Genomic DNA, 15,196 nt, shown 5'->3' on the forward strand with positions numbered 1-15,196 from the left:
TAGCGCGCACAAGTTCGCCTGGCGCGCACGATCTTGCTTGGCGCGCACGATTTTGCTAACTGGTTCGTACGCGGCGAGAGAATCGGTGCGCGCCGCACCCCAGCACCCGATGCAGGCGCACCGAGCGCACGCCTTACGGCCACTGCATCCGCCGATAGCGCGCACAAGTTCGCCTGGCGCGCACGATCTTGCTTGGCGCGCACGATTTTGCTAACTGGTTCGTACGCGGCGAGAGAATCGGTGCGCGCCGCGCCCCAGCACCCGATGCAGGCGCACCGAGTGCACGCCTTACGGCCGCTGCATCCGCCGATGGCGCGCACAGTTTTGCTTGGCGCGCACGATTTTGCTGGCTGGTTCGTGCGCGGCGAGAGAATTTGCGCGCGGTGCGGCGCTTCGGCGCAGTGGGGGGAGTCTTCGTCGAGGTCGAGGTCGCGGTCGCGGTCGCGGTCGCGGTCGAGGTCGGCGTCTACCTTGTCGCGGTTGGCCCATTCGAGGAGTTGCGCTTATCGCGATGACCCACTGCAGGTCGGGGCACCATACTGCCGCCTACAGACGGTGTGTGGCCCGCCCAGCAGGGTCGAACTCCACTGGGCGGGCCACTTCCCCGTTCACCCAGGGACGCCGCCACGTCCGCTTGGGCCGGACCGATCTTAACCCGTGCCGGGCTCTGCGGTGGGGAGGTCGATGTCGGTGTGCAGGGCGCGGAAGACCCGGTGGAGGTCAGCCTTGTCTTCGAAGCCGATACCCGGAGTGTCGGTGAGTCGTAGGCGGCTGTGTTCGATGACGGCGGCGTCGGCGAAGCCGCCGGTGGGCTGGAACTCCCCGGGATAGGACTCGTTGCCGCCGAGGCGCAGGGCCGCGGCGATGTGCAGCGAGAACTGGTGGCCGCCGTGCGGGATGCAGCGGCGGGCGGACCAGCCGTGCTGGCGCAGCATGTCCTGGATCCGGAGGTATTCGACGAGGCCGTAGCCGAGGACGGGGTCGAACTGGAGGTAGTCGCGGTCGGGGCGCATGCCCGCGTAGCGGATGAGGTTGCGGGCGTCCTGCCGGGAGAAGAGGTTCTCGCCGGTGGCCAGCGGGCCCGGGTATTGCTCGGAAAGCGTTGCATGCAAGGCGAAGTCGAGCGGGTCGCCGGGTTCCTCGTACCAGAACAGGCCGTACGGCGCGAGGGCGCGGCCGTACTCGAGCGCGGCGTCGAGGTCGAAGCGGCCGTTGGCGTCGACGGCCAATCGCGATCCGTCGCCGTCGAGTACGTCGAGCACGGCCTCGACCCGCTTGACGTCGTCGGCCAGGCTCGCGCCGCCGATCTTCATCTTCACCACGTCGTAGCCCTGGGCCAGGAAGCCGCGCATCTCGTCCTGGAGCTGGGTCAGCCCCTTGCCCGGTGCGTAGTATCCGCCTGCGGCATAGACGAATACGTCCTCCTCCGGTGCGCCGAGGTCGTAGTGCCGGGCGAGCCATTGATAGAGCGGCAGTCCGGCGAGCTTGGCGGCGAGATCGAACAGCGCCATATCGACCACGCCGACGGCGACCGATCTTTCCCCGTGCCCGCCCGGTTTCTCGTTGCGCAGCATGATGTTCCATGCTCGAGCGGGATCGATGGCGGCACCGTCGTCGGTCAGCAGCTCGTCGGGCTCAGCCCGCAGCAACCGGGGAATGATGCGGCGGCGCAGGATCTCCCCCGCACTGTAGCGACCATTGGAATTGAAGCCGTAGCCGACGACCGGCTCGCCGTCCCTGATCACATCGCTGACGATCGCGACGATCGAGCAGTCCATCGCGCTGAAGTCGATGAACGCGTTGCTCATCGAGGAACTGATCGGCACGACACCTTCGTGGATAGCGACGATTCGCGGCATTACTTTTCTCCTACTGTGGTTTTCGGGCGGGTCAGCCCGATGGTGCGGGCGGCGAGTTCGCGGTCGAGACCGTCGGGTTCCCATCGGGCGATGACGACGGTCGCGACCGCATTGCCGAGGACGTTGGTAAGCGCGCGCATCAGCGAGAGGAAGCGGTCGACCGAGAGGACGAGCGCGAGTCCGGCGACGGGGACCAAACTGGTCGCGGCCACCGTGTTGGCCAGCGTGATGAAGGCCGAACCACTCACTCCAGCAGTGCCTTTGGACAGCACCAGGAAGATGAGGAACAACCCGAGCTGGTCACCGAAGCTGAGCGGGATGCCGTACACCTGGCCGATGAAGACCACGCAGATCGGCACCACCACCGCGACCCCGTCCAGATTGAACGAAAACCCGGTCGGCACAACCAGACCGATCACGCTGCGTCGGCAACCGACCTGCTCCAATCGTTGCATCAGTTGCGGCAGCACAGCTTCCGACGACGAGGTGCCGAGCACCACCGCGAACTCCTTGCGCAGCACCTTGATCAGCCGCCACAGCGAGAAGCCCGCAAGCAGCGAGACACCGCCGAGCACCACGACCACGAAGGCCAGCAACGCCACCGCGGACACCGCGACCAACTTCATCAGTGCGGTAAGGGTTTCCGGCCCGTACTTGCCGACCGTCGCGGCCACCGCACCGAAGGTGCCGATCGGCGCGAGCAGCATGATCATGCCGATCATCCGGAAGAACACGTCGCTGAGTTTCGCGCAGCCGTCCACGATCGGCTGCGAGATCCGATCCGGCATCCGGAGCAACGCGATGGCGAAGAGCACCGCGAAGATCAGCACCTGGATGATGCTGCCGGTAGCGAACGCGTTGACGGCGTTGTCCGGCACCATCTCCGAGAGGAATTCGCCGAACGAGTTATGGTCGGCGCCGCCGGTCACATAGGTGGACAGGTCACCGGAGGCGTGTGCCGGCGGCGCGACACCCGAGCCCGGCCGGAACAGGTTCACCGCGAGCAGGCCGAGCAACATGCCCACCGTCGTGACGATCTCGAAGTAGATCAGCGCCCGTGCCGCGATCCGACCCACCGCCTTCATCCCGCCGGTCGCTACGATCCCGGTAACCATCACCAGGAACACGATGGGCGCGATGAGCATTTGAATCAGCGCGATGAACGCCTTCGCGATCGGCTGCATGGCGGCCGCCGCATCCGGCGCGACGATGCCGAATATCGCGGCGACAATGGCTGCGACGAGCACCTGGAAACTAGTGTTGGTGGCCAGCCTGCGCCACCGTGGATGAGGCGCCGTCGGCTCTGACGTGACCTCGATTGTCGTCTCGCTCATGCCTTCACCTCGCTGGCGCTCGGTTCCGGCATGCGCAACGCGCGCTGCAACATGATTCGCTCGCTACGCTCGCTCATGGGAATCGCCGCACATCAATGATCACGAACGAGGGTGTCGCGCAGTGCGGCGCGATCGACCGTCAGACCTAGACCAGGCCGGTCCGGCACGGTGATCCGGCCGTTCACCGGTTTCGGCGCATCCGGGAACAGCAGTTCGCCGACCTGCACCATGCCGAGGTGCCATTCGAGAATCCAGCCGTTCATCAACCCGGCCAGGGTGTGCAGGTTGAACAGCGGCCAGCCGCCGCCGTGCGCGAGCGGCAGGTTGTAGATCTGCGCGAGGTGGGCGGCCTTGCGTGCCTCGGTAAAGCCACCGCAGTAGCAGACATTGGGCTGCAGGATGTCCACGGCTTGCTTTTCGACGAGCTCGCGCAGCCGCCACCGATGCCCCTCCATCTGCCCGGCGGCCAGCGGAATCCTGGTGTGCCTGCGCAGATCCGCCATCGCGCGGGCATCGTTCTGGTGCAACGGCTCCTCGAACCAGGTCAGGTTCGCGTCTTCGATGGCGCGGCACAGGCAGGCGGCCTCGGTGGGCGTGAACAGGTAGTTGGCGTCGATCATCAGGTCGACATCGGGGCCGACCGCGTCACGGACCGCGTGAATACGCGCCGCGTCCTCACGCCAGCCGCCCTCGTCTACCGCCACCACCAGCTTCAGCGCGGTGACGCCCTGATCCAGCTGCAGTTGCGCTGCGGCGCAAAGTGTTTCGCGGTCGTACTGCGGGAAGCCGAACGTCACATACACCGGCACCTCGGTGCGCGCGCCACCGAGCAGGCTGGCGACTGAACGCCCCGCCGCCTTGCCGTTGATGTCCCACAGCGCGATGTCCAGCAGCGAAAGGGCGCTGGACACCACGCCGGTCATGGTGCGCGGGTTCAGTTTTCGCCACACTCGCTGGTGGATCGCCTCCAGCTCGCGCGGATCCATATCGACCACGACGGGCAGAAAATGTTGTTCCAGCGCGACGACAACGGCTCTGGCCAAGAAGTGACCGGTCAGGGCGACGCCGGTCAGGCCCTCGTCGGTTTCGACCTCGCAGAACACGAACTCGCGTTGCTCCTCGCGGCCGTAGCCGCTGACCCGTTCGCTCAGTAGTGGCACATCGATCGAGGTGGTGTGCACGCTGGCCCGGATGTCTTTGATTCTCATTTCCGTCCTCCTTTGTTCGCTCGGGACGGTGGATCGAGTCTGCGCGCGTCAATCGTCAACTGTCAACGATTTGCAATTGACGATTGACTATGCGAAACTGCGGAGCTGTTGGCTGGGTGTGGGCGAGGGAGACGGTGATGACCGAACAGGCACAGGCGATGACCGCGCTGCAACGCCGCGTCGCCGAACATCAGTCCAGTTCGCTCCTGCAGGTGATCGCCGAGGAACTCGAGCAGCTGATCATCGCGGGCGCCCTCACCGGCGGCGACCGGATCAACGAGTCGTCCCTCGCCGCCCGGCTCGGCGTCAGCCGCGGCCCGGTGCGCGAGGCGCTGCGCCAACTCGAACGCGGCAAACTCGTCGAATTCCGCACCAACAGAGGCATGTTCGTGCGCGAGGTCTCGGTCGCCGAGGCCGCCCAGCTCTACGACATCCGCGCCAGCCTGTTCGGCCTGGCCGGCCGCCTGGCCGCCGAACGCATCACCCCCGACCAGCTCACCGAACTACGCGCCAAGGTCGACCAACTCCAAGCCGCCGTCCCCACCGTCGACGACTACTACCCCCGCAACGTCGACCTGCACCGCACCCTCGTCGCCCTCTCGAACAACCCCCGCCTCGCCGACCTCTACGACGACGTCTCCAAAGAACTCCACCTCTTCCGCCGCCACGGCCTCGAATCCGACACCGCCCGCACCATCTCCAACCACCAGCACACCGAAATCCTCGACACCATCGCAGCGGGTGACACACTCACCGCAGGCCGCCTGATGGAGGCCCACATCCTGTCCGGCAAGGAACGCATGCTCGCCGCCCTCCAGGACTGAGCCCGCCGACCGCATTTCTCGCAACCTGAGAACCGTGCTCGGCAGTTCGCGAACCCGAGCCCGAACGACACGAGAACTGCTGTGGCGAAAAGGATTACGCCCATAGGCGCTTACAAGGCAGAGGAGGTAAGTCGTCGCTGGGGCCGTCATCTACAACGACCGGGACCCCGAGCCAGGAACCCACGTCGTGGGCATAGAGGTCCGCCGCTTGCCTGTCTGCGCGATACGAGAACACGCGTCCCGCCAGCATCACCCGCACCCGGCACTGTTTCTCCTGCATCCCAAGCCCTTCCGACGAGTCTTGGTATGCGGTCCGGGTAGACGACCGATCGTGCAGCCCACCCGGCCCGCCGCAGTCGACGCTACGAACAAGCCCGCGGAATATGAACAGAATTTCGCTACATTTCTCGCTGGTACGATTTCTGTTGACCAGTTTCCACTGGTACCCGACCATCGATCGCATGGAAGAAATCGTGCGAAACGCACCATTGGAAGACATACCTTTGCGCTTAGCGTTCCTCGGCAAGAACACGAGACCAGCATCGAGGTTCCTGTCGGACAGGAGATTTGGGTTCATGCAGCTACTCCGAGGTGAGGAGATCGACAACTTCCTCCGCTCCTGCGAACACAGCGCGTTCCACCTCGAAGTGCTCGATACATACGAGACGCCCGAAGAGGCCGAGCCCTTCAACAAGTTCCTGACGGGCGAACCCGACGATTACGCATGGGGCGCTGACTGGTGGAACCTGATTCGTGAGGTCACCAGTACCGGCCGTGCTGTGCGGCGTGCGCGCATCGTCACGGAGCCACACGTCGACTACACCCGCTGGGGGCTCGTCGTCGCGGAACAGAACATCGCCGTGGGCGAGGAGATCCGGTACCTCTCCCGACACCAGATCGACCCTGCCGAACTGACCACCGACGATTTCTGGCTGATCGATGACCGGACGCTCGCGTTCACCGTCTTCGAACCGTCGGGGCGCTACGTCGGTTGGGCTATCGGTCACGACCCGGTGATCGTTGATCACGCTCGTACGGTGTGGGACCGCGTGTGGGACAAGGCCGTCCCCCACGCTGATTACGTCAAGGCGTGACCACCACCTCATGCGGTGGTATGAGCCAGTCCTTGTGCCCGGCCTATTGCAGACCCCGCCGTACGCCGAGGCGATCCTCCGCACCGTGCTCAACTTTTGCGACGAGCCTGAATCCGAAATCGACGAGTCACTTGCCGCGCGCCTGGAACGCCAGCAAGTGTTGTATCGAGGCAATCACCGCTTCTACTTCATGCTCGCCGAGCAAGCCCTCCGCACTCGCGTCGGCACCGCGGACTTGATGCTCGAACAGATGGACCGATTGCTCACCGCGATGTCTCTGCCGCGTGTGGTCCTTGGCATCGTGCCGTCGGCGCACCGGTACACCACACCCACCAACAACTTCATCATGTTCGACACTCGTATGGTGCAGGTCGAGACAGTCACGGCCGAACTCACGATCACCCAACCCAGCGAAATCGCGTTGTACGACAAGGCATTCCATCGACTCAAGGATCAGGCCGTACACGGCAAGGATGCCCGCGCGATGATCACGGCGGCAATGGACGCCCTCCGGACCGATTCCTGAACCGCCTCATGTGTGGAGGACCATTCGATGTTGATCGAACCGCTACGGCAGCAGCTGATTCCCGAGGTGATCGCCCTGATGGGGCTGGGCGCGCCCGACATCACGGCCCGCAGTTATTCGGACTACTGGCTGTACGCGACATTGTTCTCCTCGACGTGCCCGGTCGCCGTCATCGATAACCGATTGGCAGGTGCGATCAGCGCCTTCCGCAGCCAAGACGATCCCGCGGATCTCTACATTCAGGACGTCATGGTCGATCCCAATTATCGGCGTCGCGGCATCACCCGCGCGATGATCGATCACCTGCGGGCACATGCCGAGGATCTGGGGTGTCGCCGAATGTATCTGACCTCCACGCCTGGCAACACCACAGCTCACCGCACCTGGGAAGCACTCGGTTTCCACAACGTCCGCGGCGACGCCACGGTTCACGGGACCTCGGTGATCACCGACTACAAGGGACCAGGAAAGACACGAGCGGTATTCGAGCGGTTACTCGAAACCTGAGCGCACTGTCCGACTCAGCTGAGCGGCACGTCGAGGATTGCCTTCTTGTGGCTGAAGGTTTCCAGGGAGTAGCGGCCGTGGTAGTGGCCCATGCCGCTGGCGCCGACGCCGCCGAAGGGGAGGTCGGAGTCGCGGAGTTGGGCCATGGGGAGGCCGAAAGAGATTCCGCCGGAAGTTGTTTCGGTGACGAGGCGTTCTCGGGTGGTGTCGGAGTTGGTGAAGGCGTAGAGGGCTAGGGGTTTGTCACGGTCGTTGATGAATTCGATGGCGTGGGTGAGGTCTTCGACGATCACGATGGGCAGGATCGGGCCGAAGATTTCCTGTTGCATGACCGGGGAATCCGGTGCTACATCGGTCAATACCGTTGGTGCGAGGTAATTCTGGGCGCGGTCGTGCTCGCCACCGGTGACCAGGCGGCCGGAATCCAGCAGCGCGACAAGGCGATCGAAGTGGCGTTGGCTGACGATCCGGCCGTACTGCGGCGATGTCGCGGGATCCGCGCCGAACCGCTTCGAGATGGCCGAGGGCAGGGCCGTCTCCAGCGCGGTGGCGGTGTCGGGATCGGTGAGCACGTAATCGGGTGCGACACAGGTCTGTCCGGCGTTGGAGAACTTGGCCGAGGCCAACCGGGTAGCTATTTCTGTGAGGTCTGCATCGCGGTCGACGAACGCCGGGGACTTGCCGCCGAGTTCGAGGGTGACCGGGGTGAGATGCTCGGCGGCGGCGGTCATCACGACGCGCCCGACGGTGCCGCCACCGGTGAAGAAGATGTGGTCGAACCGTTGGGCGAGCAGCGCGGTCGTCTCGGCTACGCCGCCTTCGACCACGACCAGGGTGTCGGCGTCGAAATATTGCGGCAGCAGCCGAGAGAACAGCGCCGAGGTCGCCTGCGCGATATCGCTGGGCTTGGCCACCACGGTGTTGCCGCCCGCCAAGGCGCCCGCGATGGGCGCGAGCAGCAATTGCACCGGATAGTTCCAGGTGCCGATGACCAGCACCACTCCGAGCGGGTCGTATCGCGTGCTCGCGGTGGTCCCGTCGGGATATCCGTAGCCCGCCGTCGGGACCGGTTCGGGAGTCAGCCACGACTCCAGGTGAGTCAGGAGATGGTCGATCTCCCGGACCACGAAATCGATTTCGTAGTCGTAGCACTCCTTTTCGGGCTTGTGCAGGTCGGCGTACAACGCAGCGGCGATATCAGGCCCGCACTCGGTCAACAACGCACGCAGCTGCCGAAGCTGCTGGGTGCGCCAGGCCAGTGGCCGGGTCAGCCCCGCGCGGACCAGAACGCGAAGACGGGTCACGAGATCGGTCGGGTTCATGGATGCGGCTTCCTTTCGGACGCCCGGACGCCGCACCGCGATCGACGGTCGCCGAGCGAACCTCGATGGAGAAATGAGCCGAACAAGTCGCCATCAGTGTGCCAATGCCTCGGTGATCCGGTCTATACAACGTTGGTATTGATCGACTATCGAGGCTTTCGCGCCCAGGCCTGGACTATCCGCGGCGCGGCCAACACCATCGAGGAATCATCCACCGCCGCGCGGAGATCGGCGAGCATCGCGGCCATCTCGGCGGCGCTGACAAGACCGGCATCGAGCGCGGCATCGGCGATGCTCTCCAGAGTGAGAACGTGGACGAGCTTGATCGCCGGATCCGGTTCGGCGGGTTGGTCGATCTGGATGCGGATATCGGTGAAACCCGCCGCATGCAGCAACAGCGGCAGCCGAGGACCGATAAGCGGATCGGCACCGTGATGGCGACCGGTGCGCACATACAGTTCGCAGAACGCTCGGTAGGCAGGCAGATCGGGACAGCACACGGGCACACCGAAGTCCACGTCCGCGACCGCCAGGACGCCGCCCGGCCGGACGGCTCGACCGATCGCCGCGACCGCCACGCCGGGCTCGGTCAGGTGCGAGAGCAGGAACCGAACGTGCGCGATATCGAACGTCTCCCCCGGCTCTTGACCCTGGATATCGAGCACTCGGTACTCCACCTGCGGATACGCCACCGACTCGGCCCGAGCCAATGCCACCTTCGCCGGATCGATGTCAGTGCCGAGCACTCGGCCGGTGGGTCCCACCATCTCGGCGATCATCCGCGTCACATCGCCGCCGCCGGAACCGACATCCCAGCACCGCTCCCCCGGCCGAACCGGCAACCGCTCGAGCAGCGTCCGCGCCATCGGCGCCAGCACTCCGGCCATGACGCGCAACCGTTCTCGCCCCTCGACCCCGCCACGAATGATGTACGAACCGGCTGAGCCCACGTCAGTCCGCATCCGCCTCCCCTTCGAGGATCAGCGCGTGCGGTGCGGCGAGGCAGGCGGCCCAGTAATCTTCGCCATACTCGGCGAGGCCTGCCTCGGACACGGTAGGTGCCGTCCATCGAAGGTGGACGAATCCGCTTGCCCTCGCGGCGATTTCATACGCTTGGCGGGACCACCAGTGCGCGGTCACGCTGAACTGCGCACCGTCGGGCATCGTGCCACCCATCGTGACCGGCGCGCCTTCGCCGTCGGCGTCCTGAGTGATGGTGAATCCGTAGTGTGCGAAATAGTCGCGGCCGAGTCCGTAGTCCGGGTTCAGTGTCATGGCGACGAACCGGCCGGAGTCGTGCAGTGCCTGGCGTCCGGTCGCGAAGAACCCCGCGAGTTCGGTCGGCGTGGTCGCGTAGCACAACACGTACACGGCGGTGACGAGGTCGAATCGGTTGTCCAGCAAGGGATCACCTGCGGCGGCCGGATGCGCGGCATCGCGGAGAAAGTACTCGAGAGTCGCCGGGCCTGCGCTCGATTCCGCCCGCGCGGTGGCCAACATCCCCTCCGAAATATCCACGCCCGCAACCGATGCGGCACCCGCCTCGGCGTAGCGGCGAGCGTAGAGCCCTGACCCGCAGCCGAGGTCGAGCACGTCGAGCCCGGTCACATCGCCCACTACCCGATGCATCGAGTAGCGCTCCAGATGTTCCCGAAACGGCAATTCCGTCGCCGAACGCTGATAGATATCGCCGAGAGTGTCGAAAACAGACATGACTGTCTCCTGTTCTGCGCGAATACCATTCGGGCGGATCAGGCCTGCGGCACTATGCCACGGCACTCCGATCGCGCGAATCCTCTTGGACCACAGCCTTATTGATAAGTTCCGCGAACGCACCGAACACCTCGCCGACGGCACCCGCGGCAGCCGGGGAAACGGCCTCCAGATTGAGGAATCCGTGAATGAGTCCGGGGTAGACCAGCGTAGTGACCGGTACGCCCGAGGTCGTGAGGGCATGCGCGTAGGCAAGGCACTCGTCCTGCACTGGATCGAACTCGGCGGTCGCGATCACGGCCGGGGCGAGGTCGGTGAAGTCCGTCGCGAGCAATGGCGAGGCGGGTGCGCGATCGCAGGCGGTGGGATCACTGGAGAGATAGAGCTCGGCGAAGTCGGCGGCTTCGCCGGGCGCCATCACATCGCCGGTCACGTAGATGCTGTACGACGGGTAGTTGATGCGGTGGGACAGATCGAGATTGGGATAGGCGAGCAGCTGTCCGGCCAGCGGCCTGCCCTCATCTCGAAAGCCGAGGGCCACCCCGGCCGCCAGGTTCGCCCCTGAACTATCCCCGGCCACTGCGAGATTCGCGCCACCGTACTCATCGATGTGGTCGGCGATCCATCGAGTCACCACCAGGCAGTCGTCATGCGCGGTGGGATAGCGGTACTCCGGGGCGAGGCGATAACCGACGCTGACGACCACCGCGTTCAGATCCCGGCACAGCCGACGAGCGATCTCGTCGTGGGTGTCCAAATCGCCGTAAACGAAAGCGCCACCGTGAAAATAGGCGACGGTCGGCACCTTGCCGGTCGTTTTCGGCCGATAAACCCGCACCGGCACACCGGCCAGGTTGTCATCACCGATCGAGCTGACCCGCAGCGGCGGATTCGGCGACATGGCAAGCGCCAGTAGCGCATTGCGGGCCCGCTTCTCGGCGATGGTCAGCTCCCTGGCCGGCTTCGGCACGGCTTCCATCTGCTTGACGAGGATTTCGATCGCTGGATCCAATGGCATGACGGTCCCCTTCAGTTCGGATAGGAGCGTTCGGGTTGCGGGCCGATGATCCACTGATCCGGACTGTGGATCACGCGTTCGTCGTCGTACCCGATGATCGGCGTAACCACCGGCGCGGCCCGGCGGTCGCGAGCACTCCTCGACACCACGTTCGGCCGATCGACCTGCGGCAGCGGGCTTCTCGGGAGCTCGAGGGTGACGTGGGTGAACTTGCCGTCCGCCACGACGTAGTGCGCGGCGAAGCTGGTCGTTCTGACCTGACCAGGAGCCAACGGCCCGGAGGCCAACCGTTTCACGGCCTCGAGCGCCACCAAGGTCTCGCGGACCCGCGCGTAGATATCGCGGCCGTTCGCACTGACCCGGAGACCATCGACGATCATGATCTCGATCAGGCCGACATGGGTGTTCTGCAACCAGTGCAGGGTGTCCGACGCGCCACGGGTGAAGTTCACGCCGTAGATGTCGATCCGAACATTCTCGTGGTAGTAGCTGTCCACCACGTCGCGATAGTTACCGGAGTTGTACAGCTCTACGTATCGCGCGAACTCGTCTTCGTTCATCAGTCCGACCTCTTCTGGAGAGTGGAGCGACCTGCCGAAACGGAATACAGCCGACTAAGCGATTGCTTACCTCTAAGCGCTCGCTTAGTTTGCTATAGAATTGCCGCACGCGTCAACAAAGGAGGCCTATGACCGACACCACACACCCCTCGGCCAACCCCAAGGACCGCCTGCTCGCCTCCGCGATCGACACCTTCGGAGTCAAGGGCTTCCACGGCACGACCACCCGCGATATCGCCGCGGGCGCGGGGATGAGTCCGGCGGCGGTGTATGTGCACCACAAGTCGAAGGAAGACCTGCTCTACCTGATCGCACTCGAGGGCCACCAACGCACGGCACGCGCGTTCGCCGAGCAGATCGCGGCGACCGACAACCCGGTACAGCAGCTCACCGGGCTGGTCCGCAGCTTCGTTCGCGACTACGCGGTGAACCACACGCTCGCGCGCATCGTCAGCTACGAGCTGGCCTCACTCGCCCCGGAACATCGCACGGAGATCCTCACGATCCGGCGCGAGGTGCTCACCATGGTTCGCGAGGTACTGCACGCCGGTAACGCGAGGGGCGTGTTCGATGCCGTCGACCCCGACATGACCTCCATCGCCGTGCTCTCCCTCGGCATCGACGTCGCGCGCTGGTTCCGCGACAACGGACGCTTCACCCCCGAAGCCGTCGCCGACCACTACGCCTACCTAGCCCTACGCATGGTCGGCGCCGCTGCCCGACCATAGATTCAGCCGGCGGTACGCACGCGTACCGCCGACTCGTTCATCCGATCAACCGCGACTCAGGCCGCCGATTCCGCTGTCTCGCGCAGCCTTTCGAGCCACACATGCATGGAGTTGGCCAGCCCGTCGCGCTGATTGTCGAGGTCGGCCCGGACCGGGTCGCCATCCCAGGACATGGTGCTGTGCACGAGGGTGCCGTCGTCGTCCGCCTCGAAGGTCCACAGGTGGATGCCGGTGATGCCGTGCTGGGACCCACCCCACAGGATGCGGTGCGGGGAATCGACGGCATAGATCGTGGACTCGATGCCGATCCGCGGGGTGTGCCAGTGGAAGGTCGAGCCCGGCTTCAGCGGTTCGTCCATGGTGGCCTCGGTGATGTCGGTGCGCCAGGTGGTCCAGGCGCCGATATCGGTGTGCAGGGCCCAGACCCGCTCGATCGGCGCGCCGATGTGGATGCTCTGCTCGACGACGACCGCAGCGTCGGTGTCGGGGTGTTCGGGGTAGTCCATGTCAGTTCTCCTCAGGCGAAATGGGAATCGGGATCGAATGGAGCGCGCCGGCCATGTCATACCGGTCGAAGGTTTTGACGGATATTCCGGATGCACGGCGCTCTCGCAGGTGCGGTGAGCAAAGTCATAACCGCGTATATGCGGCCCGACCGTCATGAATTCCCTTGCGGGCCCGTGGAATTCAGAACATCCAATAGTTACGCTAATTCAGCATCGACACCTGGTCAACGGATTGCGACTAGGCCGATAGTCGCAAAATAGACGACCGGATCAAAGGTCGAACAAGTGTTGTCGCCGCGGTAATCGACCCCTGCGATTCAGGCACCCGTTCTCGACTGCCGCACAGTCGGCAAGTCGGACACACAGCCGACCAATCCAAACCGGCTGGATTGCTTGGGATTACAGTCTCCGGAGTGACCGCCGCCAACTTAGCCGACCCCGCCCACCGGGCCACCGCAGCCGCAATCGCCGTCGATCTCATCACGGCCATCCACAACGGTCACTACCAACCAGGGGACAGACTTCCCTCACAATCGCAACTGATGACCACCTACGGCGTCTCCATGGCCACCGCGGCAGCGGCCTTACGCAAACTCCGCGAACACGGTCTCACCACCACCCAGCCCGGTCGCGGCGTCTACCTCGCCACCACCATCCCGCACGGACAATTCACCCAAACCACCACCGACACCGGCGAACTCGGCACACCCGACAGCGAACACTTATCGAGCGACGACAGCACGCCACAACGCTGGCAACAGCGCTACACCGACATCACCACGCTCTACCACGCGGCCAGCCATCTCGACACGCTCGCCCAGCGCACCGAGCAGTCGAGCACCGACACCAGGAATCCGCTGCGCAATCTGCACCCCGCCGTGCTGCAGACGCTGGCACACACCCTCACCAGCACCGCGCACCACATCATCAATCACGGCCCGACGCCGACCACCCACGTCACCATCACCGCTGCGCACCACATCCTCAGCCACGCTGGGCGACAGCAGAACTGAGCTGTCCCGGCCGACTCAGATCGGCGAGCAGTTCGGACCATCCCGCAAGGCGATCTCCCGGCAGTGCGGGATCGAATCGATGAGGGTGCCCGCGCCTTGGCGCAGCAGATCGGATCCGACGAAAAAGCCGAGCGCGTGCGGCTCGTCCGGCACGCCCCAGTGGTGCGAGTCGAGCCAGCGCGCGCCGTCCAGGTCGAACACCTTGCCGTGCAAGGAAAGTCGTCCGGACGGATCGGTCGTGCACAGACCGGCGATCGGCGAGTTGCAGTGCCCCTGCAAGGCGTGCAGCATGGCGCGCTCGGCGTCCGCCTGCCGGTGCGTGTCGGGGTCGTCGAGCATTGCGGCCAGGTCGACCAGCTCGATATCGTCCGTTCGGCAGACCAGGGCGATGGTCGCGGCACCGATCGGCGGGCACATCACCACGATCGGCAGCACCTCCGCGATCCGGTGGCCGAGCTCGACGCGGTGCAGACCCGACACCGCCGCGATCAGCGCGTCGAAGTGCCCCTCGTCGAGCCGCGCCAACCGGGTGTTGACGTTGCCGCGCAGCGGTTTCACCCGCAGGTAGGGATAGTGCAGGCGCAACTGCGCGGTGCGCCGGACGGAGCTGGTGCCGACCACAGCCCCCTCCGGCAACTCCGCGAGCCGCGCGCCGCTGCGGGTGACCACCGCATCGTGCACATCGCCGCGCGGCGGAAACGCGGCGAACGACAGCCCGGCGGCGAGCGGGACATCGCCGGGGATGTCCTTGAGGCAGTGCACCGCGAGGTCGGCCCGCCCCTCGCGCAGGGCATCGTCGATCTCCTTCACGAACGCGCCCTTACCGCCGAGCCGAGCCAGGTCGCCCATCCACCGGTCACCCGCAGCGGTGACCTGGACCAGTTCCGTCGCGGCCCCGAGCTTTGCCAGGTTGTCGGCAACCTGCGCGGCCTGCACGAGGGCCATCGGACTCGACCGAGTGGCGATCCGGATGATGCGCGACAT

General features: G+C 65.1%; 17 protein-coding genes. 7 read left to right on the forward strand and 10 right to left on the reverse strand.

Annotation, left to right across the window (positions count from 1 at the left end; all coding sequences use genetic code 11):
- Window positions 1–383: 383 nt before the first annotated feature.
- A complete protein-coding gene (locus tag ACIBK2_RS03205) occupies window positions 384–515 on the forward strand; it encodes a hypothetical protein (RefSeq protein WP_396963079.1) in 132 nt (43 codons plus the stop codon).
- A gap of 135 nt (window positions 516–650) precedes the next feature.
- Here ACIBK2_RS03205 and ACIBK2_RS03210 read toward each other — a convergent pair whose 3' ends face one another.
- The 3 genes from ACIBK2_RS03210 to ACIBK2_RS03220 all read right to left on the reverse strand — a co-directional run bounded on the left by ACIBK2_RS03210 (window position 651) and on the right by ACIBK2_RS03220 (window position 4,401).
- Complete coding sequence (locus tag ACIBK2_RS03210; protein ID WP_396963081.1) at window positions 651–1,859, reverse strand: mandelate racemase/muconate lactonizing enzyme family protein; 1,209 nt, start codon at window positions 1,857–1,859, stop codon at window positions 651–653.
- A complete protein-coding gene (locus tag ACIBK2_RS03215; RefSeq protein WP_396963083.1) occupies window positions 1,859–3,193 on the reverse strand; it encodes a cation:dicarboxylate symporter family transporter in 1,335 nt (444 codons plus the stop codon). The genes ACIBK2_RS03210 and ACIBK2_RS03215 overlap by 1 nt, the downstream gene beginning before the upstream one ends.
- Window positions 3,194–3,285: 92 nt before the next feature.
- The gene (locus ACIBK2_RS03220; protein ID WP_396963086.1) at window positions 3,286–4,401 is read right to left on the reverse strand and encodes a mandelate racemase/muconate lactonizing enzyme family protein; all 1,116 of its coding nucleotides are present in this window, start codon (window positions 4,399–4,401) and stop codon (window positions 3,286–3,288) included.
- A gap of 137 nt (window positions 4,402–4,538) precedes the next feature.
- On the opposite strand from ACIBK2_RS03220, the gene ACIBK2_RS03225 reads away from it, so the two are divergent.
- The 4 genes from ACIBK2_RS03225 (at window position 4,539) to ACIBK2_RS03240 (ending at window position 7,352) form a co-directional block, all read left to right on the forward strand.
- Complete coding sequence (locus tag ACIBK2_RS03225) at window positions 4,539–5,225, forward strand: FCD domain-containing protein (protein WP_396963088.1); 687 nt, start codon at window positions 4,539–4,541, stop codon at window positions 5,223–5,225.
- Between the two features lie 461 nt (window positions 5,226–5,686).
- Window positions 5,687–6,319 carry a DUF6879 family protein gene (locus ACIBK2_RS03230; protein ID WP_396963090.1) on the forward strand — a complete coding sequence of 211 codons (633 nt, stop codon included), beginning with the start codon at window positions 5,687–5,689 and terminating at the stop codon, window positions 6,317–6,319.
- A gap of 10 nt (window positions 6,320–6,329) precedes the next feature.
- Window positions 6,330–6,845 carry a DUF5753 domain-containing protein gene (locus tag ACIBK2_RS03235; protein ID WP_396963092.1) on the forward strand — a complete coding sequence of 172 codons (516 nt, stop codon included), beginning with the start codon at window positions 6,330–6,332 and terminating at the stop codon, window positions 6,843–6,845.
- Window positions 6,846–6,872: 27 nt separating this feature from the next.
- Entirely contained in the window at window positions 6,873–7,352 is a 480-nt protein-coding gene (locus ACIBK2_RS03240; RefSeq protein WP_396963094.1) for a GNAT family N-acetyltransferase, read from the forward strand.
- Between the two features lie 14 nt (window positions 7,353–7,366).
- Here ACIBK2_RS03240 and ACIBK2_RS03245 read toward each other — a convergent pair whose 3' ends face one another.
- The 5 genes from ACIBK2_RS03245 to ACIBK2_RS03265 all read right to left on the reverse strand — a co-directional run bounded on the left by ACIBK2_RS03245 (window position 7,367) and on the right by ACIBK2_RS03265 (window position 11,965).
- Window positions 7,367–8,674, reverse strand: a complete 1,308-nt coding sequence (locus ACIBK2_RS03245; RefSeq protein WP_396963096.1) for an aldehyde dehydrogenase family protein — start codon at window positions 8,672–8,674, stop codon at window positions 7,367–7,369.
- A gap of 146 nt (window positions 8,675–8,820) precedes the next feature.
- A complete protein-coding gene (locus ACIBK2_RS03250) occupies window positions 8,821–9,636 on the reverse strand; it encodes a methyltransferase (protein ID WP_396963098.1) in 816 nt (271 codons plus the stop codon).
- Window positions 9,626–10,531: a class I SAM-dependent methyltransferase gene (locus ACIBK2_RS03255; RefSeq protein WP_396963100.1), complete on the reverse strand. Its 906-nt coding sequence runs from the start codon at window positions 10,529–10,531 to the stop codon at window positions 9,626–9,628. The genes ACIBK2_RS03250 and ACIBK2_RS03255 overlap by 11 nt, the downstream gene beginning before the upstream one ends.
- Window positions 10,440–11,405, reverse strand: coding sequence for an alpha/beta hydrolase (locus ACIBK2_RS03260; RefSeq protein ID WP_396963102.1), 966 nt, complete (start codon window positions 11,403–11,405; stop codon window positions 10,440–10,442). The genes ACIBK2_RS03255 and ACIBK2_RS03260 overlap by 92 nt, the downstream gene beginning before the upstream one ends.
- 11 nt (window positions 11,406–11,416) lie before the next feature.
- The gene (locus ACIBK2_RS03265) at window positions 11,417–11,965 is read right to left on the reverse strand and encodes a hypothetical protein (RefSeq protein WP_396963104.1); all 549 of its coding nucleotides are present in this window, start codon (window positions 11,963–11,965) and stop codon (window positions 11,417–11,419) included.
- 128 nt (window positions 11,966–12,093) lie between these two features.
- Between ACIBK2_RS03265 and ACIBK2_RS03270 the strand changes: the two genes are divergently transcribed.
- Window positions 12,094–12,693 (forward strand): TetR/AcrR family transcriptional regulator, encoded by a 600-nt coding sequence (locus ACIBK2_RS03270; protein WP_396963106.1) that lies wholly within the window; start codon window positions 12,094–12,096, stop codon window positions 12,691–12,693.
- Window positions 12,694–12,749: 56 nt separating this feature from the next.
- Here the strand turns inward: ACIBK2_RS03270 and ACIBK2_RS03275 are convergent, their stop codons facing one another.
- Window positions 12,750–13,199, reverse strand: coding sequence for an SRPBCC family protein (locus ACIBK2_RS03275; protein ID WP_396963109.1), 450 nt, complete (start codon window positions 13,197–13,199; stop codon window positions 12,750–12,752).
- Between the two features lie 413 nt (window positions 13,200–13,612).
- On the opposite strand from ACIBK2_RS03275, the gene ACIBK2_RS03280 reads away from it, so the two are divergent.
- Entirely contained in the window at window positions 13,613–14,212 is a 600-nt protein-coding gene (locus ACIBK2_RS03280; protein ID WP_396963111.1) for a winged helix-turn-helix domain-containing protein, read from the forward strand.
- Between the two features lie 15 nt (window positions 14,213–14,227).
- Here the strand turns inward: ACIBK2_RS03280 and hemC are convergent, their stop codons facing one another.
- Entirely contained in the window at window positions 14,228–15,196 is a 969-nt protein-coding gene (gene hemC, locus ACIBK2_RS03285; protein WP_396963113.1) for a hydroxymethylbilane synthase, read from the reverse strand.

It is taken from the genome of Nocardia sp. NPDC050175, from assembly GCF_044459885.1.
Taxonomy (GTDB): domain Bacteria; phylum Actinomycetota; class Actinomycetes; order Mycobacteriales; family Mycobacteriaceae; genus Nocardia.

What these genes read in the sequence shown, in the direction of transcription:
- hemC (WP_396963113.1), bottom strand. Translation starts at nt 15,196, where the DNA reads ATGTCGCGCATCATCCGGATCGCCACTCGGTCGAGTCCGATGGCCCTC.
- ACIBK2_RS03270 (WP_396963106.1), top strand. Translation starts at nt 12,094, where the DNA reads ATGACCGACACCACACACCCCTCGGCCAACCCCAAGGACCGCCTGCTC.
- ACIBK2_RS03265 (WP_396963104.1), bottom strand. Translation starts at nt 11,965, where the DNA reads ATGAACGAAGACGAGTTCGCGCGATACGTAGAGCTGTACAACTCCGGT.
- ACIBK2_RS03275 (WP_396963109.1), bottom strand. Translation starts at nt 13,199, where the DNA reads ATGGACTACCCCGAACACCCCGACACCGACGCTGCGGTCGTCGTCGAG.
- ACIBK2_RS03220 (WP_396963086.1), bottom strand. Translation starts at nt 4,401, where the DNA reads ATGAGAATCAAAGACATCCGGGCCAGCGTGCACACCACCTCGATCGAT.
- ACIBK2_RS03250 (WP_396963098.1), bottom strand. Translation starts at nt 9,636, where the DNA reads ATGCGGACTGACGTGGGCTCAGCCGGTTCGTACATCATTCGTGGCGGG.
- ACIBK2_RS03260 (WP_396963102.1), bottom strand. Translation starts at nt 11,405, where the DNA reads ATGCCATTGGATCCAGCGATCGAAATCCTCGTCAAGCAGATGGAAGCC.
- ACIBK2_RS03245 (WP_396963096.1), bottom strand. Translation starts at nt 8,674, where the DNA reads ATGAACCCGACCGATCTCGTGACCCGTCTTCGCGTTCTGGTCCGCGCG.
- ACIBK2_RS03225 (WP_396963088.1), top strand. Translation starts at nt 4,539, where the DNA reads ATGACCGAACAGGCACAGGCGATGACCGCGCTGCAACGCCGCGTCGCC.
- ACIBK2_RS03215 (WP_396963083.1), bottom strand. Translation starts at nt 3,193, where the DNA reads ATGAGCGAGACGACAATCGAGGTCACGTCAGAGCCGACGGCGCCTCAT.
- ACIBK2_RS03235 (WP_396963092.1), top strand. Translation starts at nt 6,330, where the DNA reads ATGCGGTGGTATGAGCCAGTCCTTGTGCCCGGCCTATTGCAGACCCCG.
- ACIBK2_RS03240 (WP_396963094.1), top strand. Translation starts at nt 6,873, where the DNA reads ATGTTGATCGAACCGCTACGGCAGCAGCTGATTCCCGAGGTGATCGCC.
- ACIBK2_RS03230 (WP_396963090.1), top strand. Translation starts at nt 5,687, where the DNA reads ATGGAAGAAATCGTGCGAAACGCACCATTGGAAGACATACCTTTGCGC.
- ACIBK2_RS03210 (WP_396963081.1), bottom strand. Translation starts at nt 1,859, where the DNA reads ATGCCGCGAATCGTCGCTATCCACGAAGGTGTCGTGCCGATCAGTTCC.